Origin of the sequence: Seonamhaeicola sp. (genome assembly GCF_028281565.1) — a bacterium.
Lineage (GTDB): Bacteria > Bacteroidota > Bacteroidia > Flavobacteriales > Flavobacteriaceae > Seonamhaeicola.
This window is the reverse complement of the sequence record NZ_JANQJQ010000037.1, coordinates 87,123-108,949: the sequence shown is the minus strand read 5'-3', so window position 1 is coordinate 108,949 and position 21,827 is coordinate 87,123. Positions and strand designations below refer to the sequence as shown.

Below are 21,827 nucleotides of genomic sequence, written 5' to 3'. Positions count from 1 at the left end.
ACCTCCCTTTCCTTGGCTCTCCCCTTAAATTTAAGGGGAGAATGAATTTCGATTTTCTTAAAATCGGAAGAAAGAGGGGTTTTTATCCCAATTATTTTGGCAATTTGGGTTATTTACGATTGAAACATAAGATGGAGGCTATGGCGCAGCTTAAGCGAGCGCCCTGGTTCTACAGATGTGGGTATAAGGCAGACTCTATTCATCTCTTAATGACAACGTAGTCATAATGGGAAAATGATCCGAATAAGGTTCTGTGTAAGATTCAAATCCATTGACACTAAACGCTTCATCTGCGAAAATAAAATCAATTCTAACCGGAAAAAATTTGAAGTCATAAGTACGTCCAAAACCACTTCCCGCTGCTTTAAAAGTATCTTGTAGATCGCCTTTAATTTTTCGGTACACATACGAAAAAGCGGTATTGTTAAAATCGCCACAGATCACCATGTTGTGCTTACATTGTTTTTTATGCATTAAAAATAATTCGGTTTGAAACTGCTGCATTTTAAAAGTAGAACCAACTCTTTTAAGCAATCGTTCCGAGTCTTCATTTTTAAGGTCTTCAACGTCGGCACTAATACGCAAAGACTCGAGGTGAATATTGTAAACCCTGATCGTATCGTTTCCTTTTACAACATCTGCGAAAATAGCATTGTTACCGGTATCGGGAAATTCAATGGAGCCGGAATTTACAATGGGAAATTGAGAAAAAATGGCTTGTCCGTATTTTGTTTTTTTTCCGGATAATTTTTCGAATTTGTGTTTAAAAAACGACAGATCAATATTCTTATGTGGATGGTATTCCTGAACGCTTAAAACATCAGGAGCTTGGGTTTTTATAAAGTCTACAATTTTGGTTTCAACCGCATCTTCCTTAATCCAATCATATAAATTGAACAACCTGACGTTGTAATTCATCACCTTAAAATTCCCACTATGTTCTACTTCCTTTGAAGTGGAAAATTTATATAAGGATCCGTATGACAAGTAACCGATAAACAATACTAAGAACGACAGAACAAATTGTCTTTTCAGCCTTATTAACCAATAAGTAGCAAATAAAATATTCAGTATGATCAAAAACGAAACGCCCAAATTGAGCACCGATAAAACGGCAAATGTTTTTGGCGGTAAAAACGGCAGTATGTATGAAAAGAGTAGCGCAAACGCAACAACAATATTAATGAAGTAGATAATTTTATTTAAAAAGTTCAAACTTTTCATTGTTTAAAGACCGTGAAAAGATAAATAACAATATATTTTTTTTGAATGTCGTTTTTTTGACATAAAATTGAATTTTTGTCATGCTGAACTCGATTCAGCATCTCATAATTAGCAAATCCATGTCGTACAATGAGACCCTGAAATAAATTCAGGGTGACAGTTGCGTTTATGATTGATACGAACATTCATTATTTTATTCTATCTTGTATTGATAATTCTTAGGTTATAAGGCGTGCTGCCGTTGACAGTTGTTTCTATGTTAAATTTTCAAATTTGAACTTACTCATACATTGCTTCTAGCTTCTGTCTTTCGTCTTCCAGCTTCCGCCAACAAACACTATTTCCCCGCTCTAAACAGAAAGTCTTTTTCCTCGGCAGTTAAACTGTCATAACCACTCTTACTTATTTTATCAAGGATAACATCAATTTTTTTCTGGTTATTAAACTCGTTAAATTCGGTTTTAGTATACCCCCCTACTTTACTTTTCTTTTTATGAACTGTTTTTAACGGGCTTTTCTTAGAAGACTTAAACATACCGACCAGGGCGTCCATAAAACGTTCAAACCCCTTGCCTATATCTTTTCCTTTGGTCAACTGTTTAGCATAAAGGTATCCCAATAAGGCGCCGCCTAAATGCGCTAAATGTCCTCCTGAATTATTTCCTGATAAGCCGATAACATCTAAAACCACTATGGCCGCGGCTATATACCAAAGTTTAAGTCTGATAGTAAAAAACCGAACCTCCTGGTTAGGCATGTAGGCACACAGGAAAATCAATAAAGCTCGCACCGCTGCCGATGCGCCAACCAAGGTTGAATTAACACCAAAAAAATCCGGAAAAAGTTGATAACCCAGCATAAACAACAATCCGCCACAAATGGCTCCAAGGAAGTAAATATTTAAGGCCATTTTAGGGCTAAAGAGATTTAAAATCATGCGTCCGATAAAATACAGCCAGAGCATATTAAAAAGGATATGTAATACATCGCCATGCAAAAAGGCATAAGTAATAATGCTCCAGGGTTTTAAAATAACATCTGAAAAATCACTGGGTAGTTTGAACCATTCCAGATTTAGCCTGAATAACTTTTCAATTATAAAAACTACCGCGTTAACGACTATAATCCTCTCTAAAACATTAAGCCGCTTTAACTTATCCTTTATATCCTGACCAAGCGTTGTCATTTAATACCACCTATTTCTGTTAAACTGCGTTTTCTTCCAGTACCACATAATTAAAAATCCGGTAACAGCGCCTCCAACGTGAGCGAAATGGGCAATATTACCATATCCGAAAATAGATTGCCCGCTAATACCGGAGATCAAATCTAATGCAATAATTCCCGGAATAAAGTACTTGGCCTTGATTGGAATTGGTAAAAATATTAACATTAATTCCGCATTGGGGTTCATCATCCCGAAGGCTGCCATGATGCCCATTAAACAACCCGATGCACCAACCATGGAGGCATTAAAAATCGGAAATATATGTTGCAATTGAGAAAATTGAGCCTGGGAAGTGCCTTCAATTACTTTATTGGTTGATAACATTTGTATGATTTGATCCGAAGACAACCCTGATCCTAATAAAGAATCATAGGTCGGTAAATATTGAAAATAATAATACCCAACCTGCATAGCGACCGCTCCTAAACCGGCAGAAAAGTAAATAAACAGGAATCGCTTAGACCCTAAAGCCTGTTCTACCGGTGACCCAAACATCCAAAGTGCAAACATGTTAAAAAACAAATGCATTGGGCTGCCATGCATAAACATGTGTGTTATTATTTGCCAGGGTTTGAAAGCTTCATTCTTCGGGAAATGCATAGCGAACCAATCATAAAACAAAACACCTTCTCCTATCGCTACGGTACCGATAAACATAATCACATTAATGATTAGCAAGTGTTTAACGGTTTCTGAAATTCGCATCATATTTTAATTTTCTCTTTAAACAATTGAAACCTTTCGACTGCGCTCAAGGTGACAGTATCTTAAAATTTAATCTTTTATCCTGCCTTCAATCTTAGTTTTAAATAAATTTTTTATCCAGTTCATCAACACTCATCGTGATGAATGTTGCCTTATTAGTAGGTGACACACTAGGTTCTTTACAGGCAAATAATTTGTTGACCAGGTGTTCCTGCTCATCCTTCTGTAAGGCTTGCCCCGTTTTAATAGCTAAACTTTTTGCCATGGATTTCGCCAGTAAATCGGTAGCACTAAAATGAGCATCCGGCACTTCATTTTCAACATCACTGATAAGTTGTTCTAAAATGATGGATACTTCACTTTCGGGTACACTAACGGGCACGCCGGTAATCTCAACCGACTCCTCTAAAACGTTAGAAAACACAAAACCCGTATGTTCCAGATCTTCTTTTAACTGGTTTAAGATCTGTATTTCCTGAACAGAAAAATGTAACTGAAGCGGAAACAATAATTGTTGGCTCACAGCTTCCTTGATGGTCATATGCTTCAGGAAATCCTCATACAATATACGTTGATGGGCTCTGTGTTGGTCTATGACCAGCATCCCTGATTTAATGGTACTTACTATATATTTATTATGAAGCTGGTAGGTGGTATGAATTTGTTCAACCGCTTTATCATCTGCAAAAACGGAAGCAGTGGTTTCTTCACTTTCAAAATGAACTTCACTAAAATCCTGATGCCCCTTGTTACCCTTGGATTCTAAGCCTACATACAGGCTTTCCCAATTGGCAGCCGGTTCTTTTTTAAAGGATACATGTTTAGTTGAAGTACCTCCTCCAGACCTGGTTTCTTCCTTAAACGGATTGAAACTTCTGTCCACCTCAATAGTCGGTGTACTGGTTGCCTTCTTATCAAAATGGTAAGGCGTATCAAGGCTGGAATCTCTGTCAAAATCCAAAACAGGCGCTATATTGAACTGCCCCAAACTATGCTTAACTGCTGATCGTAACAAGGCATACAAGGTATGTTCATCGTCAAACTTTATCTCTGTTTTTGTGGGATGGATGTTGATATCAATGGTTTGAGGGTCTACTGTCAAACTCAAAAAATAGCTTGCATGTGTTCCGCTTTTCAACAGACCGTCAAACGCTGAAGCGATAGCATGATTTAAGTAAGCACTTTTTATAAACCGGTTGTTTACAAAAAAATACTGCTCACCTCTGGTCTTTTTGGCAAACTCCGGTTTACCTACAAACCCGGAAATTTTAAGCACTTCGGTGTCTTCATTGACCGGCACTAATTTCTCATTGGTCTTGGTACCAAAAATATTTACAATACGTTGCCTGTAATTACTAACCGGTAAATTAAACGTTTCGCTGCCATTATTATACATGGCAAAATGGATGTCGCAATGCACTAAAGCCACCCGGTGAAATTCGTCAATAATGTGGCGCAGTTCTACAGCATTCGATTTTAAAAAATTGCGACGTGCCGGAATATTAAAAAACAAGTTCTTTACAGAAACCGAGGTGCCTTTAGGCGTTACAACGACTTCTTGCGATACCACTTCACTGCCTTCAATAACAATGGCGGTACCAACATCATCTTGTCCTTGTTTGGTCTTTAACTCTACATGGGCAATAGCGGCAATACTTGCCAACGCCTCACCGCGAAAGCCTTTGGTATCTAATTGAAACAGATCGTCTGCAGTTCTTATTTTAGAAGTAGCATGGCGTTCAAAACTTAATCGGGCATCGGTAATACTCATCCCCTTACCGTCATCGATCACCTGGATTAAGGTTTTACCGGCATCTTTAATAATAAGTTTTATAGTTGAAGCCCCTGCATCAATAGCATTTTCAAGCAACTCCTTTACTACGGAAGCCGGACGTTGTACAACTTCTCCGGCGGCAATTTGGTTTGCAACATGATCAGGTAAAAGCTGTATGATGTCTGCCATGTATTATTTAGAAAAGAAAATAGATAAATCAAACCCAATAATAAACAAGAAAATTAAAACTAAAACCGCCACTATAATTAGCACACGTTTATTTGCTTCTTTATTTGGATTATACTTGTAATCGTTTATGGCATTATTAAATTTAGTTTTCAAACCGGAATTATTACCAACAGTAGTCCTGTGCTCATCAAACTTATGTTTAATTTCATACGGATTCCCTTCACCTTTATAATAACGAGGTGAATAACTAAACTTTTTGTTCTTACGTAATTTTAAAAGCCCCATAATTTCTAAGTTTTTTTGAGTTACATGTATTTTTTTTCTAATACATACATAAGGATCAATAATAATACCAAAGCCAAAATTAAGGTTCTTATGGGCATCACGCCTTTCACTTTACGCTTACCTTCCCGGGTAGCTTTCCATCTGGAAATAAACTCCTTTTCAGGACTTTCTTCGGAATCGGCATGCGTTTGATCTTCTTTTGAAAACCTGGGTTGATAGTTAAATCTTTTATTTTTTCTTTGTTTGAACAAATCTAACAATGCTTATATCATTTATTATTTGGAACCACTGAGATGGAAATTTGGATATTTTTTATTTAGACAATAAAGAAAATTAAAGCATAGCCTTAGCTACGGTTTCATTTTATTTTGAAGTATAAATGAAAAAGAACAGATTTACACCAGTGATTTCAATTATTAAATGGTATTAACTTCAAAAATAATCAAAAATAGATAGAGTTAAGCGTTTGAAAAGCCAAAAATTGTTAACAAAGTAAAGCTCAAAAACCGAAGGTCAAAGACCGGGGACAGAAGACAGAAGCTAGAAGTTTGAAACTGTAAACCGGGACAAAATACTGTTAACTGTTTTTACGTAGTTCTGCCATTTTAATGGCGGCAATAGCGGCTTCGGTACCTTTGTTACCGTGTTTTCCTCCGGAACGCGCCTGAGCCTGTTCTAAGGTATTATCGGTAAGCACACAGAAAATCACGGGTGTTTCACGGGTTACATTGAGGTCTTTTATCCCTTGTGACACCGCTTCACAAACAAAATCGAAATGTTTGGTTTCTCCCTGAATAACGCTTCCAATGGCAATCACCACATTTACCATTTGTTCCTGCATTTTTTTACACCCGTAAATAAGCTCAAAGCTCCCAGGAACATCCCAACGGATAATATTATTTGGTAAGGTACCATTATCTACCAAAGCATCATAAGCCCCTTGATAAAGAGCCTCGGTAATGGTATCATTCCATTCAGAAACAACAATCCCAAACCGAAATTTACTCGCGTTTGGGATTGTGGCTTTATCGTAGTCCGATAAATTTTTATTTTCAGTGGCCATATTATTTATTGGCTAAAACTTGAGCTTTTCCTATAAACACATCAATGTTTGAAGCTTCGGTAGCCTTAGGATACTCTGTCTTAATTCTTTCAAAATAAGACAGTGCCTTATCCGGATTTCCCAACTCTAAAGCTACAGTTCCCGCCTTGTATAAATACATGGGGGTTGTAAATTCATTATCACGCATGTTAGCCGCTTGCTCATAATAATCCAGGGCGTCTTCCGGCTGATTCAACTGCACAAAGGCATCACCAATATTTCCTTTGGCTAAGGGTGCTAAAATCTCGTCATCACTTTTAAAATTGCTTAAGTGCTCTACCGCATTTTTGTAATCCTTCAATCTTAAATAAGCGGTTCCCGCATAGTAACTGGCCAAATTAGCAGCATCAGTTCCACCGTACTCACTAATAATATCCAACATGCCAAATTTACCCTCACCACCGTTTAGCGCTAAGTTGTATAACGAATCTTTTGCAACTCCTGTTTGAGCTTCATCAAAGTATTTTTGCGCCTGGAACATATCGTTCATAGCAGCTGTTTGTTTAGGCTTTGCAATGTATTCTTTATAACCCATGGTGCCCAGAACCACAGCAGCTACAACGCCTATAATGATAAAAATATACTTTTGGTTTTTCTCTACAAAAGCCTCTGTTTTTGAAGCCGTCTCATCAAGCGTATCAAAAACCTCAGCCGTTGTAGATCCCTCTTCTATATTCTGTTGCTTTTCTACCTTCGTTTTTGGTTTATAGCCTCTCTTCTTGTACGTTGCCATATATTATAAATTAATGCGCCGCAAAAATATAATTTTTCTTCATAACTAAAGGGCTATTTATTTGATATTTTTCAATAATTTGCACTTCTTTTTCCACTAAAACCGACTTTAAATTGCATTTGGCAGTATGATTTTAAAATCGCTCTCATTACTCAACTATAAAAATTTCGATAGCAGATCGTTCGATTTCAACGAAAAGATTAACTGTATTGTTGGTAATAATGGCATTGGAAAAACCAATGTTCTGGATGCTATTTATCATCTGTCTTTTGGCAAAAGCTATTTTAATCCGGTGGCCACTCAAAACATAAAACACGGTGAAGATTTTTATGTTGTCAATGGCGAATATGACAAAGATGAAAAAACCGAAAAGATAGTTGTCAGCCTGAAGCGAGGCCAAAAAAAAGTGATTAAACGAAACGGGAAAGCTTACGAGAAATTCAGTGAGCATATCGGTTTTTTACCTCTGGTTATTATTTCTCCGGCCGACAGAAACCTGATTATTGAAGGCAGTGATACCCGACGCAAGTTTATTGATAGTGTGATTTCGCAAAGCGATAAAACCTATTTGAGCCATTTAATTAATTACAATAAAATATTGGCGCAGCGCAATGCACTTTTAAAATATTTTGCATTAAATCATACGTTCAACGGAGATACTTTAGAGATTTATAACGATCAGTTAACAGAATACGGAACCCTTATTTTTGAAAAACGGGATGCCTTTTTAAAAGCATTCATTCCTATTTTTAAGGAACGGTATAATGCCATCAGCAATGGCAAAGAAAATGTAGATTTAGTGTATCACAGTCATTTGTTTGAAGATGATTTGAACACCCTTTTAGAAAATGCCCTGAATAAGGATAAGGCCTTACAATACACCAGTGTTGGTATTCATAAAGACGACCTGCACTTTAACATTGAAGGACATCCCATTAAAAAATTTGGCAGTCAGGGGCAACAAAAATCGTTTTTAATTGCATTGAAACTGGCACAATTCGATTTTATAAAGGCCCAAAGCGGTGTGAACCCTATTTTACTGCTGGATGATATTTTTGACAAGTTAGACGAGCAGCGTGTAGCTCAGATCATTAAATTAGTGGATAACGAAAATTTCGGTCAATTGTTCATAAGTGATACGCATGCCGAGCGGACCGAAAATGCCGTAAAACAGGTGCATCAATCTTATGAGATCTTCAAGCTATGAATCTAAAGGCACATTATGACGATCTATACGATACCTCTGTAGAACTCATTAAAAAAGATCAATATACCATAGATCATTTGATCGATGATCCCTCAGACAACAGATTTGGAATTACTTTACTTATAAGACCACCTGACCATATCAAAGAGCACATTCAGCGGTTTATAAGTAAAATCAAAACCCTGGAACCTAATCAGTATTACTATGAAAGTAGCGACATCCACATTACCGTCATGTCTATTATATCATGCTTTAATGGTTTTAAATTAGACCATATCCATATTCAGGATTATATTGATGTCATTCATAAATGCCTGTTGCGTATTAATAATTTCTCAATTAATTTCAGAGGTATTACAGCATCTCCTACGGGCTTAATGGTTCAGGGCTTTACAAGTGATGCATCCTTAAATATTTTGAGAGATCATCTGAGAAACGCATTTAAAAACACTGGTTTATTACAGTCTATTGACAAACGGTATACCATAAAAACTGCACATGCCACCGTTGTTCGCTTTAGAGAACATCTAAATGATAAACACGAATTTTTAAAGGCCGTTAAAGCCCACAGAACTCATAATTTTGGTACTTTTGATGTGAATGCTCTGGAATTGGTTTATAATGACTGGTATCAAAGAGAAGCATTAGTAAAAAAACTGTTTGAATTTCACCTGTAGGCATGCCAAAACGCCATAACGAACATATCAGCATAAAAGAGGCTTTAAAAGAATTTGTAGAAGCCAATAACCTGGAAAAAGGCCTGGATAAAGTTAATGTTGCGGAGGCCTGGGCAAAACTTATGGGCAACGGCGTTAATAATTATACTACTTCGATCAATCTGCAAAGAGACACGCTATATGTTCAGTTAAGTTCCAGTGTTTTACGTGAAGAATTAGGCTATGGCAAACAAAAGATCATAGACATGCTCAATGAGGAACTGGGGAAAAACATTATTAAAAAACTAATTTTGAGATAGAAACCACTCTATTTTTTTATTTCTCAAACTTCTATCAACGCCCGGTTTTAAAGGGTTTAAAAGCTCAACTCCAAATTTTATTAAAAATTAATTGTAATTTAATGATATACAACACTTTTAAACATTAACTTAGCCACAGTAATAATTTAATATTTTAAAAATGAGTAAAGGAACAGTTAAATTCTTTAATGACTCTAAAGGTTATGGGTTCATTACAGAAGAAGGTTCAAACAAAGAACATTTTGTTCACATTTCTGGATTGATTGACGAGATTAAAGAAGGTGATGAAGTTGAATTCGATCTACAGGAAGGTAGAAAAGGTTTAAACGCAGTAAACGTAAAGGTAATTTAATATATATTATTTCACTTTTTATTTACAAATTAAAAAAAGCCCGCAACCAAGTTGCGGGCTTTTTTGTAACCATTTCCGGGAGAAGTCGTCTTAATGTAACAGGCATCAATCAAAACAAATCAAATGATCAAAAGAACAATATTATTATGTTCACTGACGGCTCTTTTCGTTTCAACATTAAATTCCCAAAATCAAACCAATTCAAAACTGGATATTGAAGCTATCATCACCTATCACGACAGTATATTTTGGAAGGGTTTCAATACATGTGACTTTAATATCATAAAAAGATACATTGCTGATGACCTGGAGTTTTATCATGATAAAGCAGGAATAACTAATGGCATTAATGCCTTTATGACAAATCTTAAAAACGGACTTTGTTCCAACACGGAACACTATAAATTGAGGCGTGAGGTTATTCCGGGAAGCATTAGAATATATCCAATGAGCAACTATGGCGCCATCATATCCGGAGACCATGCGTTCTTTATAACCGAAAAAGATAAACCGGAATACAAAGACGGTTTAGCAAAATTCACGCACCTGTGGATATTAAAAGATAACGCATGGAAGATGTCTCGGGTTCTGAGTTATGATCACAAAAGCCCCTAAAATAACAATACGACGAAGTTCCAAAAGATTAGGACATCACAAAAAAATCCCGCAACCAGGTTGCGGGATTTTTAACATCTGTTAAATTTTATAAACTAAAACTGCTCTCTACCTGAAAAATGGAACGCACCTTCAATAGCGGCATTCTCATCACTATCACTTCCGTGAATGGCATTTTGGCTTATAGATTCGGCATATAATTTTCTTATGGTGCCCTCAGCCGCGTCAGCAGGATTTGTAGCACCAATCAAGGTTCTAAAATCTTCAACAGCGTTATCCTTTTCCAGGATAGCTGCTACTATGGGGCCGCGAGTCATATACTCAACCAACTCACCAAAAAACGGACGCTCGTTATGAATTGCGTAAAACGTTTCAGCATCTGCTTTTGTCATTTGCGTTAACTTCATAGCTACAATTCTAAATCCTGAAGCTGAAATCTTTTCTAATATTGCCCCAATGTGTCCTTTCTCAACAGCATCCGGCTTAAGCATTGTAAATGTTCTGTTTGTTGCCATTATATTATTTTAATTTGGCGCAAAAGTAATGTATTTCTATTGAAACCCAAACATTCCAATTTTAAAAAATTGTATATTCGTCGTCTATGAATAAACAAGATATTGACAGTATAAAGCAGTTATTATCTGCCCCAAAAAAGATAGTGATTGTACCACATAAAAATCCTGATGGAGATGCTATTGGTTCTACCCTCGGCTTATACCATTACCTGCTAAAAGGAGATCATCAGGCACAAGTTTTAACACCAAATGACTATCCGGGTTTTTTAAAATGGATGCCCGGTGAAAACACTATTTTAAAACATGACTCGCAAACCAAAGCATGTGAAGACCTAGTAAACGATGCCGATATTATTTTCACCCTGGATTTCAACGCATTTCACAGAACCGGTAATATGGAAACAGTGCTTTCCGAAAGTAAAGCCCTAAAAATAATGATAGACCATCACCAGGCTCCTGATGATTATGCCACATATATGTTTAGTGATGTTAGCATGAGTTCCACCTGTGAAATGATCTATCATTTTATTGATATGTTGAATGACTTGGATCTAATTGACGCCAATATTGCGACCTGCCTGTATGCAGGCATCATGACGGATACCGGATCGTTCAGGTTTTTATCAACCACCAGTACTACGCACAGAATTGTAGCCGATCTTATTGAAAAAGGTGCTAATAATGCCCAAATCCATAATAATGTTTACGATACCAATAGTTATAACAGGCTTCAACTTTTAGGTTGCGCACTCAATAATTTAAAGGTGATCCCGGAATCCCGAGCCGCTTATATTACTTTATCTCAAGATGAATTGAACACCTATAACTTCACCAAAGGTGATACGGAAGGTGTGGTGAACTATGGACTATCATTGGAAGGTGTTGTTCTGGCTGCTATTTTTATTGAAGACAAACAGGAAGGCATCATTAAAATATCGCTTCGTTCTAAAGGTAATTTCTCGGTTAACGAAATGTCCCGTGCTCATTTTAACGGCGGCGGGCATACCAATGCGGCGGGCGGAAAGAGTTATTCGTCCTTAAAAAAAACCGTTGAAAAATTTATTAGTATCTTACCCGCTTATAATAACGCCCTGAATGATGTATAAATTACTACCCCTGGCCCTGTTGTTACTGGTATTTGGTTGCAAAACACCGGAAGCCAGAAGGCCTGTCTCCTCAAAATCCGGTTCTTTTATAAATGAATCCGCAGCCAGGAACAAAGCCCTGAATGCCAAGGAACAAGCTGCTATTGAAACCATTATGCAGCAGAATAATCAAAACTATATAGCCTCAGAAAGTGGATTTTGGTATTATTACAATACTAAAGTGGAATCAGACACCTTGAAAACGCCTGCCTTTGGAGATATTGTAAACTACAACTACAATGTAAAAGCATTGAACGGCAGCCTCATCTATTCGAAAGCCGATATTAAAACACAAAACTATGCGATGGATCAGGAAGCACTTTTTACAGGTTTGCGTGAGGGCTTAAAGCTGATGAAAACCGGTGAAACGGTAACCTTTCTTTTCCCGTCACAAAAAGCCTATGGTTACTATGGCGATGAAAATAAGATCGGTACCAACACCCCCTTAATTTGTGAAGTTACGGTAAACGCTATTACCCCAAAACAAGATCATTAAAATGACATATTTCAGGCATTGTATCAAATTCGTTTTTCTAGTTTCCCTAATAATTTTCACCTCATGTAAAGCACAATATCCCGATCTTGAAGACGGTTTATATGCTGAATTTGTAACTACAAAGGGTAAGATGTTAGCCAAATTAGCCTACGATAAAGTGCCGGTCACGGTAGCCAATTTTGTGTCGTTGGCCGAAGGTACCAATACCATGGTTGATAGTCTCTACAAAGGCAAGAAGTTTTATAATGGCCTTATATTCCACAGGGTAATTGATAAATTCATGATCCAGGGCGGTGATCCTTTGGCAAACGGACTGGGCAATCCGGGATATCGATTTAAGAATGAGTTTCACCCGGACCTGAATCATGACAAACCGGGCGTTTTGGCTATGGCCAACGGAGGCCCTAACACCAATGGAAGTCAGTTTTATATAACCGAAGTGCCCCGGCCGGACCTCAATAATCGGTATAGTGTTTTTGGCGAACTGGTATCCGGTGCCGAAATTCAGGACAGCATTTCCAATGTAGAAACCGATGAGGATGATAGACCTCTGGAAACTGTTATGCTTCAGGAAGTAAACATTATCAGAAAAGGTAAAGGCGCTAAAGATTTTGATGCGCCCGATATTTTTATTAAACACTTTGCAGAAGAAGAACGCAAACAAAAAGCAGCTAAAGAAAAAGCAGAAGCTATTATAAAGGCGTCCAAAGAAAAATTTGATAAGCAGCAAGCCGAAGCTATTACACTGCCTTCCGGTTTACAATATTTTATTTCAGAAGCCGGAGCCGGCAAGAAACTACCTGTAGAAGCTTTAGTAAAAGTGCACTACGCCGTGTATTTTGAAAACGGAAAACTACTTGAAACCAGTAGCCTTGAAATAGCGGAATCTCTGGATGTTGTTAATGAAAGGCGAAGAGATGCCAACGGGTATCAGCCCATAACCGCCGATATCGGGCCGGATGCCCAAATGATTCCCGGGTTTAAAGAAGGATTACAACAGTTAAGTGTGGGTGATAAAGCTACTTTATTCCTACCTTACCATTTGGCTTATGGCGAAGCAGGGAACAGAGGCATCCCGCCAAAATCAAATCTTATTTTTGAAGTTGAGATCCTGGAACTCGTGAAATAATCCAACATATTTTTAACACTTAAGTTACAGTAAACACTTATATTTACACCGTAAAATGACCGGCATGCACGCATTAAAATTTGATTGGAACCCCATAACAGGTATTGATATTGTAGGCAACTTTAAATTACATTTTTACAGCCTCATGTGGGTCATTGCTTTTGTCATTGGCTGGTATATCATGAAACGTATTTTTACCAGGGAAAAAATACCGTTAAGCTATTTAGACCCTTTGTTTATTTACACGGTTTTGGCTACCATGATCGGGGCACGTTTAGGACATGTACTGTTTTACCAATCGGAACTTATTAGCCAGGACTTTTTTAGTATTTTCCTGCCTTTTAAGTTCAAAGGCGGTTTTGAATTTACCGGTTTCCAGGGATTGGCAAGCCATGGTGCTGCTATTGGTGTTATTATCGGTATGTATTTATATCAAAGGAAGTATAAATTCAAGCCGTTACTTGGGGTTTTAGATAGGGTTGTTATTTCAGTAGCGTCCGGGGCCATATTTATCAGAATCGGGAATTTCATAAATTCTGAAATCATTGGAAAAGTATCGGGTGATTTTCCTTTGGGAGTTCGTTTTGTCCAGGATGAATACTATAAAAGTGAGATCATACAACTCACGGGCATTCCCGATGTACAAAAAGCTTATGATGCCGTAACTGGTAATCCGCAATTTGCAGCCCTGTTAGAAAAGGTACCCTACCGCCATCCGGCGCAATTATACGAATCGTTTTGTTACATCTTTGTATTCTTAATTTTGTGGTATGTCTATTCTAGAACACCTAAAAGAGACCAGACCGGGTTCTTATTCGGCTTGTTTTTGATCTTACTCTGGACCGTGCGTTTCTTTGTAGAATTCTTCAAAGAACCTCAGGGCGAAGAATATATTAACTGGTTCAATCTGAATACCGGACAATGGTTAAGCATACCGTTCATTCTTATTGGCCTGTATTTTATGTTTTCATATAAACCGAAATCGGCTGTCAAATAACATGCAGTTTAAATCCTTTTTTTACGGTTTGCTCATACTTAGCTTTATCGCTTGTAAAGAGGACAAAAAGGTTATAAAACAAACAGAAGTAACCTTTAAAAAGGAAGGCGAACTTACCATTCACAAGATCAAGACCGACTCTTCAACAGTCACATTAGATATTGAAATTGCCGATACCGATTTTGATGTCCAAACCGGTTTGATGTATCGAAATTCCATGGAAACCAACCAGGGGATGTTATTTGTTTTTGACGATGTATCCCATCGCTCTTTCTATATGAGGAACACCAAGATCCCTTTGGATATTATCTTCATTGATGAAAACAAAAGCATTGTAAGCTTTCAGAAAAACGCCAAACCTTTTGATGAAAGCTCACTACCATCTAACGCTCCGGCTAAATATGTCCTGGAAATTAATGCCGGTTTAGCTGACACCTGGAATCTTTCTGTTGGAGATAGTATACAATTTTCTTACTAGTTATTTTTTAGCATTTCCTGTTCAGGTTATACCCATACGTTTTATTTATCGGGCCGGTCCACTAATAGTCGCGTTAATAATATGACTTAAAATTAATATCTTTAGTCACAACGACTATGATATGAAATGAGCCATAATAACTAAACGGAATACCCACCAAAATGCGTTGCATTGAGCTTGTCGAAATGTTTAATGGCGAATTACATCTGACAAATAAAAAACAATAAAAATAAACAGATGAAACAGCTAATCGTAATACTGGCACTTACAACCTTAGTATCTGCATGTAAAACAAAAACGCAATCAGACAATGACAACTGGATCTACCTCTTTGACGGTACCAATACGGAAGGCTGGAGAGCCTTTAACGGCAGTGATTTACCGCCCAAATGGGTCATAAAGGATAGTACCTTAACATTCGACACTGAAAAACGTCTGGAATCAGACTATAAGGGTGGTAATGATATTATATATGCTAAAGAAACGTTTGACAATTTTGAACTGTATTTGGAATGGAAAATTCCTCAGGGAGGCAATAGCGGTGTGTTTTACCATGTCAAGGAAGGATATAAAGCCATGCATGAAACCGCCCCTGAATACCAGTTATTGGATGACCTGAACTGGGAAGCGATCAACAATGCCAAACTTGAAGATTGGCAAAAAACCGGTGCGGATTATGCTATGTACGTTCCGGATATCAGTAAGAAAATTGTTAAACCTGCCGATACCTGGAATACAAGCCGTATTCGGTTTACTCCGGAATTGGCTGAGTATTGGTTAAACGGAGAAAAAATACTTCAGTTTGTCCCCTGGTCTGACGATTGGCATCAACGAAAAGCCAAAGGAAAATGGAAAGACTTTCCGGACTACGGTAAATTCAAAACCGGTTATATAGGATTGCAGGACCATGACAGCCCTATTTGGTTCAGAAATATAAAAATCAAAAAACTTTAATTGAACGTTGAATCACCATGAAAAGAAGACATTTTGTAAAGCAAATGACAGCGACCGGTTCGCTGCTCTTTTTACCTAAATCCGTATGGACTGCCCTGACTACCAAACGATTAAGAACCGCCCATATTGGTGTTGGCGGTATGGGTGCCGAAGACTTAAAGGCCATAGCTTCTCATAGCAAGGTGGATGTGGTAGCCCTCTGTGATGTAGATGCAAACGCGCTTAACGCTGCCAGGCAATTATACCCGAAAGCAGCTTTATTTAAAGATTACAGGCGCATGCTTGAAACATTGAAAGACAGTATTGATGCTGTTGTAGTCTCTACACCGGATCACACCCATGCTCCGGCATCTTTAATGGCTATGCAAATGGAAAAACCTGTATACTGCCAAAAACCATTAACCCACCATGTGACCGAGGCAAGGGCCATGCAAAAACTGGCCGCCGAAAAAAACTTGGTCACACAAATGGGTATCCAGGTACATTCGTTTTACGATTATAAATTAGCCACATTGCTTATCCAATCCGGTATTATAGGCAAAGTAAAGACCGTAAGAGCCTGGTCGCCTAAAAACTGGGGCTATGACGGCCCTGAACCTGAAGGAGCGGATACAGTTCCTGAACATTTAGACTGGAACCTGTGGCTGGGAACAGCTCCCGAACACCCCTATAAAAAAGGCGTTTATCATCCCGGTAACTGGCGAAAACTTTTGGATTTTGGCTGTGGGACATTGGGAGACATGGGAGTCCATATATTTGACACCCCCTATAATGCCCTTGCATTGGATGTGCCGTTGACCATTAAAACCGAATGCAGGGAACCCAATGGGTTTGGATTTCCGGAACAGAATAAGGTCACCTATAAGTTCCCCGGTACCAAATACACAACAGAATTCCTAAAATGGGTATGGTATGATGGTAAAGGCGCTCCAAAGGCCCATAGCGATCTGAAACTACCCAATAACGACAAACTACCGCTTCAGGGCGCCATGTTCATCGGTGAAAAAGGAAGGCTGCTGCTACCCCATTTTATGGAGCTTCCCAGGTTAATTGTTGATGGTTCGTATCAGGATTTAGACCTGGCCCCGTTTAAAGATTTGGGAGCACCGGTTCGTAATTACGAAGAAGAAGGCAAAAAACATTATCACCAATTTGTAGATGCCTGCTTAGGCAAAGCAACCTGTAGTGCACCCTTCTCCTACGGCGCTAAACTGACTGAGACTATCCTGCTGGGAGTCATTGCAGGTAGGTTTCCAAACATGACCTTACATTGGGATAGTGAGCGTGCCAGGTTTAAAGAGGACAAAGCCAATGCCTTTCTGGATGCTGAGTACAGGTCGTTTTGATCTTGATATTCTCGCAGGCAGGCCATGCTCCTGAGGTCACATCACTCCTTTAGATTTGTTTTATGCATTTAAGAACCAAGACGGAAGACCGATGACCAAGGACGGAAGTTGGAAGTTGGAAGTTGGGTTTTTCTTTTCTAAGTCACGCTGAGCTTGTCGAAGCGTATTTAAACTACCCCTGAAATGGCTCCTCCCTTTTTTTGAAAGGGAGGTGAATCCCGGGCCGTCGGGATTCGGAGGGTTAAAAATTCCGAAAAACCACTCGAAGTGCCATAAAACAATATTATACAAATTCTATATCTGAATAAAGAGGGCATTCTTTTTCACTTTGATTTCTTTAAATTAGTTCGTTAAGAAGAATTAAACATTATGAAACGTAAGCTCAAGTTCCCCATTTTAATCCTTAGTCTATTTCTACTTGGTTGTAACTCCAAACCCGAAACTATTCAAACAGAAGACTGGGGCGAAGTCAATAATCAACCTGTGTATTTATATACGCTTACCAATAAAAACGGGACGCAGGCCAAGCTTACCAATTACGGTGCTATACTTACGTCGTTGTTAGTTCCTGACAAGGACAATAATTTTACCGATGTGGTCTTAGGTTTTGATAACCTGGATCAGTATGTAGCAGACAACCCCTGCTTTGGGGCTACCATTGGACGGTTTGCCAACCGCATCAGAAACGGGGCGTTTGTAATTGATTCTACCACCTATCATGTTACCAGGAATGCCGGGGCACATCATATTCACGGAGCCCAGGAATTTAACAAAGCGGTTTGGGAAAGCACCACATTTTCCAATGAATCGGGTAGCGGTGTTGTTTTTAAATACCATTCCAAAGATGGCTCTGAGGGCTTCCCCGGGAATGTAGATGCTACCGTTACTTATACCTTAACAGACGACAACGATTTACGAATCGATTTTGAAGCCACAACCGATAAAACCACCCATATAAACCTGACACATCACAGTTACTTTAACTTAGCCGGAACCGACCAATTGATTTACGACCACCAGATTAAAATCGATGCTGATCATATTACCACTATTGATGAAGACATTATCCCAACCGGCGACCTAACCGCAGTTAAAAATACCGATATGGATTTAACCGCCCTTACAAGCATAGGGGATAACATTGGTAAGTTTAACAACAATGGCTATCACTTTTGCTACGTGTTTAACAAAGACTTAAAAGCAGCCAAAAAAGTGATTGAAGTGGTGGAACCTAAATCCGGGAGAACCATGACTGTGACTACCACGCAACCCAGTGTGCAGTTTTATTCCGGGAATGCTATTAGTGAAGCGCTTATTGGTAAGTATGGTATTCATTATAAACCCCATGCGGCGTTTTGTTTGGAAACGCAGCATTTACCCAACACCCCTAACCTGGCCAATTTCCCAACTACTTTATTAAAACCGGGGGAGACTTATAAAGAGCATGTAATCTATGGTTTTGGTGTGGTTGAATAACTTGTGATTTGACACTTTTCACCGCTTGGTGTTGTAGAAATTTTCAGCTACTTTAGTGACTGCGAATAAAGTGAAATAATAAATACCTATTATCCTGAAATTATCAATGGATAACAAGTGCTTTATTCCACATATAACAAGTTGTATGCAAGCTGAAATAAAATGGACAGAATAGAAATTAAATCAGTATCAGAGTTTTTAAGTGTAGTTCAAGGTTTTGAACAGCAACACATTGCTCAATGGATATTTAGAGGCCAAGGAAATGAAAAATATGAATTAGTTCCTAGCTTATTTAGGATTGACATTAAAAATACATTTACTGACTGGAACGACCTCGAAGAATATATGTTAAAGGTATTCAAAAGAGAAGCCAGACCTTTTAATGAATTTGAGCCAGAGGATGAATTAGAATTGTTGGCACTAGCTCAGCATCATGGACTACCTACTAGACTTTTAGACTGGTCAACAAATCCACTAGTTTCTCTATTCTTTGCAGTTGAAAATTATACCTCAAATGTAGAGTTTAGTGCTGTTTGGTGTTATGGTTATCATTCTACTAATAATTGCCTACCTGTTAGTACGCGAATTGATAGAAGGTTAACTCTAGAAAAAGAAAATGAAATAATTTTTCCTAACCATGTTTCACCTAGAATTACCAATCAATCAGGTTGTTTTACAATCCATGAACTTCCGAAAGGAAGAGAGGATTTTGTTCCTTTTAATCAACAAGATAGTGATTGTGGACTTTTCGATTTAATAGTGATAAATAAAAAATTATAGGAAAGATATTCTGGACCAACTTTATGATTTAGGATATCATCATGGACTTATTTACCCAGGGCTTGATGGACTAGCGAAAAGAATTAAGTACGAAGCATCTACGACTCATAACAGATGTTCGAATGAAAGACAATTAAAACGCTATATGGCGAAATAAGCCAGCATACAACAATGGCTATAATTCATTGTGGTTTAGTGCCACACCAAAATAAAAAGTATTAATCAATGGCTGATTTCTAAACGGAATAATAACCTAAACGTTACCTAATATTAGATAAAATGAAATTACCTAAAAGAATAAGTGAAGTTTCGATAAATTCAGAAATAGAAATTGGTGCTTATCCTCCAAACGGATTTTTGAAATTTGGTGAAGCCAGTTTAGGTAACGGAGATTACTTTGGCTTTTACTGGGAATTTGGAAAGGAAAATCAAGAGCCTATAATATGTGAAATGATTCATGATGAAGGTATTATTGTTCCTAGATTTTCCAATCTGGACAAATTTCTAGAATGGTATGAATTAAATGATTATGATTGGGGAGAAGAGGAGATTGAAAATGAAGAATTTGTGATGGGTTTCATAAATAAAGGAAATGAATATTTGAAACAGAATAATCCTGAAAAAGCTATTGAGTGCTATAAACGAAGTACTGATTATTTCGGAGAGTTAAGTGAAAATTGGTTCAAACTTGCATCACAACTTAGAAGAATTGGCAATGAATTAGAATTTCAAAAAAGTATAATTAATGCTGTTATCTCAAACTGGGCAATAGAATTTCCTTCTCAAAATGCCTTAAGAATGATTAAGAGTTTAAATCCGATTGAGGAATTAAAAAATCACCCATTGATTGAAAACCGTGAAAATCTGGAATTTAATTTTGGAGGTAAAAAAGAAAATAAAGACTATTTAATAATCAAAGATATTGTAGCTGGACTTAACGATATTGGAGATATTGACAGAGCTTTGTTAATGGAACAGAACTATGCTTTAATGATGTATTGGGAAACATCTTCATTTCAAGAAAGGTATAATTTCAACCTTGACGATTGGAAGAAAGAATTTGAGCAAAAAACTAAAAAAAGATTAAAAATAAACGTTGAGTAAAATGTACAATAATGTTACTCCACCTTTTGCCCACCTTTCCTTAAAGCCTGCTGAACACTCTTCATAGCAAAAACAACATTCTGAATATCCTTTCTATCAAAGGTATCTTCTTCTATAAAGAATAGCATGTAAATGCCCTTATCCAAACAAGCTGCTAATTCCTCTGAAGTGAAGTCGTGATTATCCATAGTGTAAAGAAACTGAGTTTATTATTAATATGTAACTACTGATAAGTAGTTGTTTAAAAATGATTACATTTAAGATATTTAGAAAACCATGACAATTTTAACATCAAAATGGACCATCGCCATAATGGTGTTGGCCGCTATCTTGCTACTCCTGTATCTAATTGGCAGAAAGTCGGTTCATACCGAGCTTGTCATTGAAGCCAGCCCGGAACAAGTATGGGACGTTTTGATGGACGAAACCGGTTATGAAGCATGGAATAACGTGTTGTTCCCCATATCAGGGCAAATTGAACAGGGCAACACCTTACCATACAAACTTGTGCAACCCAGAACCAAACCACTTGAACTTAAAGTTAAAGTGGTAGAATTAATTCCGGAAAAATTATTGAATCAATACGGCGGCATTCCCGGAGTACTGACCTTTGACCATCGCTATATCCTGGAACCTGTTGGGAACAAAACCAAAGTCACCATCCATGAAGATTTTAAAGGTATTGGTGTTATGTTTTGGGATGCCAGCTGGCTGGAACCGGCTTACACGGGTCTATTGCACGCGCTTCGTGATCATGTGCTTGAATTACACTCCGAGAATTAACGTTATTACTAATCACGCCAATATCGAGATGTGATAATATACTCCCTTTGTCATGCTGAACTTGTTTCAGCATCTCTTACATTTCCAAAAACATTAGTATTAAAGGTGGAAAATAAATTTGATAAAGTATTAGGCGAATTACGGGAGTTTTAGACCCTGAAACAAGTTCAGGGTGACAAGATAAACTTGTAATTCCGGTGAACTTTTGGTTAAAATAATTTGTCCATGCTACAG

The 21,827-nt window shown here is 37.7% G+C and carries 27 protein-coding genes; 17 read left to right on the top strand and 10 right to left on the bottom strand.

Going from position 1 to position 21,827, the window contains the following annotated elements; all coding sequences use genetic code 11:
- The coding region (locus tag Q0983_RS15880) for a hypothetical protein (RefSeq protein WP_299555604.1) at window positions 1–221 on the top strand (221 nt) is incomplete at its 5' end.
- Here Q0983_RS15880 and Q0983_RS15875 read toward each other — a convergent pair.
- The 8 genes from Q0983_RS15875 to Q0983_RS15840 form a co-directional block, all read right to left on the bottom strand.
- Entirely contained in the window at window positions 196–1,224 is a 1,029-nt protein-coding gene (locus Q0983_RS15875) for an endonuclease/exonuclease/phosphatase family protein (protein WP_299555602.1), read from the bottom strand. The genes Q0983_RS15880 and Q0983_RS15875 overlap by 26 nt on opposite strands.
- Window positions 1,225–1,561: 337 nt before the next feature.
- Window positions 1,562–2,410: a rhomboid family intramembrane serine protease gene (locus Q0983_RS15870; RefSeq protein ID WP_299555600.1), complete on the bottom strand. Its 849-nt coding sequence runs from the start codon at window positions 2,408–2,410 to the stop codon at window positions 1,562–1,564.
- A complete protein-coding gene (locus Q0983_RS15865; protein WP_299555598.1) occupies window positions 2,411–3,160 on the bottom strand; it encodes a rhomboid family intramembrane serine protease in 750 nt (249 codons plus the stop codon).
- A 97-nt stretch (window positions 3,161–3,257) separates the two neighbouring features.
- Complete coding sequence (gene mutL, locus Q0983_RS15860) at window positions 3,258–5,120, bottom strand: DNA mismatch repair endonuclease MutL (protein WP_299555596.1); 1,863 nt, start codon at window positions 5,118–5,120, stop codon at window positions 3,258–3,260.
- A 3-nt stretch (window positions 5,121–5,123) separates the two neighbouring features.
- A complete protein-coding gene (locus tag Q0983_RS15855) occupies window positions 5,124–5,405 on the bottom strand; it encodes a riboflavin synthase subunit beta (RefSeq protein ID WP_299555594.1) in 282 nt (93 codons plus the stop codon).
- A 20-nt stretch (window positions 5,406–5,425) separates the two neighbouring features.
- On the bottom strand, window positions 5,426–5,656 hold the full coding sequence (locus tag Q0983_RS15850) for a hypothetical protein (protein WP_299555592.1): 231 nt from the start codon (window positions 5,654–5,656) through the stop codon (window positions 5,426–5,428).
- A gap of 326 nt (window positions 5,657–5,982) precedes the next feature.
- Window positions 5,983–6,468: a 6,7-dimethyl-8-ribityllumazine synthase gene (gene ribH, locus Q0983_RS15845; RefSeq protein ID WP_299555590.1), complete on the bottom strand. Its 486-nt coding sequence runs from the start codon at window positions 6,466–6,468 to the stop codon at window positions 5,983–5,985.
- Between the two features lies 1 nt (window position 6,469).
- Complete coding sequence (locus Q0983_RS15840) at window positions 6,470–7,240, bottom strand: tetratricopeptide repeat protein (RefSeq protein WP_299555588.1); 771 nt, start codon at window positions 7,238–7,240, stop codon at window positions 6,470–6,472.
- A gap of 127 nt (window positions 7,241–7,367) precedes the next feature.
- Here Q0983_RS15840 and Q0983_RS15835 point away from each other — a divergent pair, with 127 nt between their 5' ends.
- The 5 genes from Q0983_RS15835 to Q0983_RS15815 all read left to right on the top strand — a co-directional run bounded on the left by Q0983_RS15835 (window position 7,368) and on the right by Q0983_RS15815 (window position 10,390).
- A complete protein-coding gene (locus Q0983_RS15835; RefSeq protein WP_299555586.1) occupies window positions 7,368–8,447 on the top strand; it encodes a DNA replication/repair protein RecF in 1,080 nt (359 codons plus the stop codon).
- Window positions 8,444–9,124 carry a mutarotase gene (locus Q0983_RS15830; protein WP_299555584.1) on the top strand — a complete coding sequence of 227 codons (681 nt, stop codon included), beginning with the start codon at window positions 8,444–8,446 and terminating at the stop codon, window positions 9,122–9,124. Before Q0983_RS15835 ends, Q0983_RS15830 begins: the two co-directional genes overlap by 4 nt.
- Window positions 9,125–9,126: 2 nt before the next feature.
- Window positions 9,127–9,423, top strand: a complete 297-nt coding sequence (locus tag Q0983_RS15825; RefSeq protein WP_299555582.1) for a DUF721 domain-containing protein — start codon at window positions 9,127–9,129, stop codon at window positions 9,421–9,423.
- 160 nt (window positions 9,424–9,583) lie between these two features.
- Window positions 9,584–9,775 (top strand): cold-shock protein, encoded by a 192-nt coding sequence (locus Q0983_RS15820; RefSeq protein WP_299555580.1) that lies wholly within the window; start codon window positions 9,584–9,586, stop codon window positions 9,773–9,775.
- A 123-nt stretch (window positions 9,776–9,898) separates the two neighbouring features.
- On the top strand, window positions 9,899–10,390 hold the full coding sequence (locus tag Q0983_RS15815; RefSeq protein ID WP_299555578.1) for a nuclear transport factor 2 family protein: 492 nt from the start codon (window positions 9,899–9,901) through the stop codon (window positions 10,388–10,390).
- Window positions 10,391–10,485: 95 nt separating this feature from the next.
- Here Q0983_RS15815 and Q0983_RS15810 read toward each other — a convergent pair whose 3' ends face one another.
- Complete coding sequence (locus Q0983_RS15810) at window positions 10,486–10,905, bottom strand: nucleoside-diphosphate kinase (protein WP_299555576.1); 420 nt, start codon at window positions 10,903–10,905, stop codon at window positions 10,486–10,488.
- A gap of 86 nt (window positions 10,906–10,991) precedes the next feature.
- Here Q0983_RS15810 and Q0983_RS15805 point away from each other — a divergent pair, with 86 nt between their 5' ends.
- The 10 genes from Q0983_RS15805 to Q0983_RS15760 all read left to right on the top strand — a co-directional run bounded on the left by Q0983_RS15805 (window position 10,992) and on the right by Q0983_RS15760 (window position 20,810).
- Entirely contained in the window at window positions 10,992–12,011 is a 1,020-nt protein-coding gene (locus Q0983_RS15805; protein ID WP_299555575.1) for a bifunctional oligoribonuclease/PAP phosphatase NrnA, read from the top strand.
- Window positions 12,004–12,546, top strand: coding sequence for a gliding motility-associated peptidyl-prolyl isomerase GldI (gldI, locus tag Q0983_RS15800; protein WP_299555608.1), 543 nt, complete (start codon window positions 12,004–12,006; stop codon window positions 12,544–12,546). Before Q0983_RS15805 ends, gldI begins: the two co-directional genes overlap by 8 nt.
- A gap of 1 nt (window position 12,547) precedes the next feature.
- Window positions 12,548–13,675 carry a peptidylprolyl isomerase gene (locus Q0983_RS15795; protein WP_299555573.1) on the top strand — a complete coding sequence of 376 codons (1,128 nt, stop codon included), beginning with the start codon at window positions 12,548–12,550 and terminating at the stop codon, window positions 13,673–13,675.
- Window positions 13,676–13,739: 64 nt separating this feature from the next.
- Window positions 13,740–14,672 (top strand): prolipoprotein diacylglyceryl transferase, encoded by a 933-nt coding sequence (gene lgt / locus Q0983_RS15790; RefSeq protein ID WP_299555571.1) that lies wholly within the window; start codon window positions 13,740–13,742, stop codon window positions 14,670–14,672.
- A gap of 1 nt (window position 14,673) precedes the next feature.
- Window positions 14,674–15,150, top strand: coding sequence for a DUF192 domain-containing protein (locus Q0983_RS15785; protein WP_299555569.1), 477 nt, complete (start codon window positions 14,674–14,676; stop codon window positions 15,148–15,150).
- Window positions 15,151–15,387: 237 nt separating this feature from the next.
- The gene (locus Q0983_RS15780) at window positions 15,388–16,104 is read left to right on the top strand and encodes a DUF1080 domain-containing protein (protein WP_299555567.1); all 717 of its coding nucleotides are present in this window, start codon (window positions 15,388–15,390) and stop codon (window positions 16,102–16,104) included.
- A gap of 17 nt (window positions 16,105–16,121) precedes the next feature.
- Entirely contained in the window at window positions 16,122–17,450 is a 1,329-nt protein-coding gene (locus Q0983_RS15775) for a Gfo/Idh/MocA family oxidoreductase (RefSeq protein WP_299555565.1), read from the top strand.
- A 369-nt stretch (window positions 17,451–17,819) separates the two neighbouring features.
- A complete protein-coding gene (locus Q0983_RS15770) occupies window positions 17,820–18,926 on the top strand; it encodes an aldose epimerase family protein (RefSeq protein ID WP_299555562.1) in 1,107 nt (368 codons plus the stop codon).
- Window positions 18,927–19,088: 162 nt separating this feature from the next.
- Window positions 19,089–19,706, top strand: a complete 618-nt coding sequence (locus tag Q0983_RS15765) for an FRG domain-containing protein (RefSeq protein WP_299555559.1) — start codon at window positions 19,089–19,091, stop codon at window positions 19,704–19,706.
- Window positions 19,707–19,985: 279 nt separating this feature from the next.
- Window positions 19,986–20,810, top strand: a complete 825-nt coding sequence (locus Q0983_RS15760) for a tetratricopeptide repeat protein (protein ID WP_299555556.1) — start codon at window positions 19,986–19,988, stop codon at window positions 20,808–20,810.
- A gap of 14 nt (window positions 20,811–20,824) precedes the next feature.
- On the opposite strand, the gene Q0983_RS15755 is transcribed toward Q0983_RS15760, so the two are convergent.
- Window positions 20,825–20,998, bottom strand: coding sequence for a hypothetical protein (locus tag Q0983_RS15755; protein ID WP_299555553.1), 174 nt, complete (start codon window positions 20,996–20,998; stop codon window positions 20,825–20,827).
- Window positions 20,999–21,086: 88 nt separating this feature from the next.
- Between Q0983_RS15755 and Q0983_RS15750 the strand changes: the two genes are divergently transcribed.
- The gene (locus tag Q0983_RS15750; RefSeq protein WP_299555550.1) at window positions 21,087–21,593 is read left to right on the top strand and encodes an SRPBCC family protein; all 507 of its coding nucleotides are present in this window, start codon (window positions 21,087–21,089) and stop codon (window positions 21,591–21,593) included.
- The last annotated feature ends 234 nt before the right edge of the window (window positions 21,594–21,827 follow it).

What these genes read in the sequence shown, in the direction of transcription:
- Q0983_RS15830 (WP_299555584.1), top strand. Translation starts at nt 8,444, where the DNA reads ATGAATCTAAAGGCACATTATGACGATCTATACGATACCTCTGTAGAA.
- Q0983_RS15755 (WP_299555553.1), bottom strand. Translation starts at nt 20,998, where the DNA reads ATGGATAATCACGACTTCACTTCAGAGGAATTAGCAGCTTGTTTGGAT.
- Q0983_RS15815 (WP_299555578.1), top strand. Translation starts at nt 9,899, where the DNA reads ATGATCAAAAGAACAATATTATTATGTTCACTGACGGCTCTTTTCGTT.
- Q0983_RS15760 (WP_299555556.1), top strand. Translation starts at nt 19,986, where the DNA reads ATGAAATTACCTAAAAGAATAAGTGAAGTTTCGATAAATTCAGAAATA.
- Q0983_RS15820 (WP_299555580.1), top strand. Translation starts at nt 9,584, where the DNA reads ATGAGTAAAGGAACAGTTAAATTCTTTAATGACTCTAAAGGTTATGGG.
- Q0983_RS15750 (WP_299555550.1), top strand. Translation starts at nt 21,087, where the DNA reads ATGACAATTTTAACATCAAAATGGACCATCGCCATAATGGTGTTGGCC.
- Q0983_RS15825 (WP_299555582.1), top strand. Translation starts at nt 9,127, where the DNA reads ATGCCAAAACGCCATAACGAACATATCAGCATAAAAGAGGCTTTAAAA.
- Q0983_RS15785 (WP_299555569.1), top strand. Translation starts at nt 14,674, where the DNA reads ATGCAGTTTAAATCCTTTTTTTACGGTTTGCTCATACTTAGCTTTATC.
- Q0983_RS15770 (WP_299555562.1), top strand. Translation starts at nt 17,820, where the DNA reads ATGAAACGTAAGCTCAAGTTCCCCATTTTAATCCTTAGTCTATTTCTA.
- lgt (WP_299555571.1), top strand. Translation starts at nt 13,740, where the DNA reads ATGCACGCATTAAAATTTGATTGGAACCCCATAACAGGTATTGATATT.
- ribH (WP_299555590.1), bottom strand. Translation starts at nt 6,468, where the DNA reads ATGGCCACTGAAAATAAAAATTTATCGGACTACGATAAAGCCACAATC.
- Q0983_RS15810 (WP_299555576.1), bottom strand. Translation starts at nt 10,905, where the DNA reads ATGGCAACAAACAGAACATTTACAATGCTTAAGCCGGATGCTGTTGAG.
- Q0983_RS15765 (WP_299555559.1), top strand. Translation starts at nt 19,089, where the DNA reads ATGGACAGAATAGAAATTAAATCAGTATCAGAGTTTTTAAGTGTAGTT.
- Q0983_RS15865 (WP_299555598.1), bottom strand. Translation starts at nt 3,160, where the DNA reads ATGATGCGAATTTCAGAAACCGTTAAACACTTGCTAATCATTAATGTG.
- Q0983_RS15855 (WP_299555594.1), bottom strand. Translation starts at nt 5,405, where the DNA reads ATGGGGCTTTTAAAATTACGTAAGAACAAAAAGTTTAGTTATTCACCT.
- Q0983_RS15805 (WP_299555575.1), top strand. Translation starts at nt 10,992, where the DNA reads ATGAATAAACAAGATATTGACAGTATAAAGCAGTTATTATCTGCCCCA.
- Q0983_RS15840 (WP_299555588.1), bottom strand. Translation starts at nt 7,240, where the DNA reads ATGGCAACGTACAAGAAGAGAGGCTATAAACCAAAAACGAAGGTAGAA.
- Q0983_RS15875 (WP_299555602.1), bottom strand. Translation starts at nt 1,224, where the DNA reads ATGAAAAGTTTGAACTTTTTAAATAAAATTATCTACTTCATTAATATT.
- Q0983_RS15835 (WP_299555586.1), top strand. Translation starts at nt 7,368, where the DNA reads ATGATTTTAAAATCGCTCTCATTACTCAACTATAAAAATTTCGATAGC.
- Q0983_RS15795 (WP_299555573.1), top strand. Translation starts at nt 12,548, where the DNA reads ATGACATATTTCAGGCATTGTATCAAATTCGTTTTTCTAGTTTCCCTA.
- Q0983_RS15870 (WP_299555600.1), bottom strand. Translation starts at nt 2,410, where the DNA reads ATGACAACGCTTGGTCAGGATATAAAGGATAAGTTAAAGCGGCTTAAT.
- Q0983_RS15780 (WP_299555567.1), top strand. Translation starts at nt 15,388, where the DNA reads ATGAAACAGCTAATCGTAATACTGGCACTTACAACCTTAGTATCTGCA.
- mutL (WP_299555596.1), bottom strand. Translation starts at nt 5,120, where the DNA reads ATGGCAGACATCATACAGCTTTTACCTGATCATGTTGCAAACCAAATT.
- gldI (WP_299555608.1), top strand. Translation starts at nt 12,004, where the DNA reads ATGTATAAATTACTACCCCTGGCCCTGTTGTTACTGGTATTTGGTTGC.
- Q0983_RS15775 (WP_299555565.1), top strand. Translation starts at nt 16,122, where the DNA reads ATGAAAAGAAGACATTTTGTAAAGCAAATGACAGCGACCGGTTCGCTG.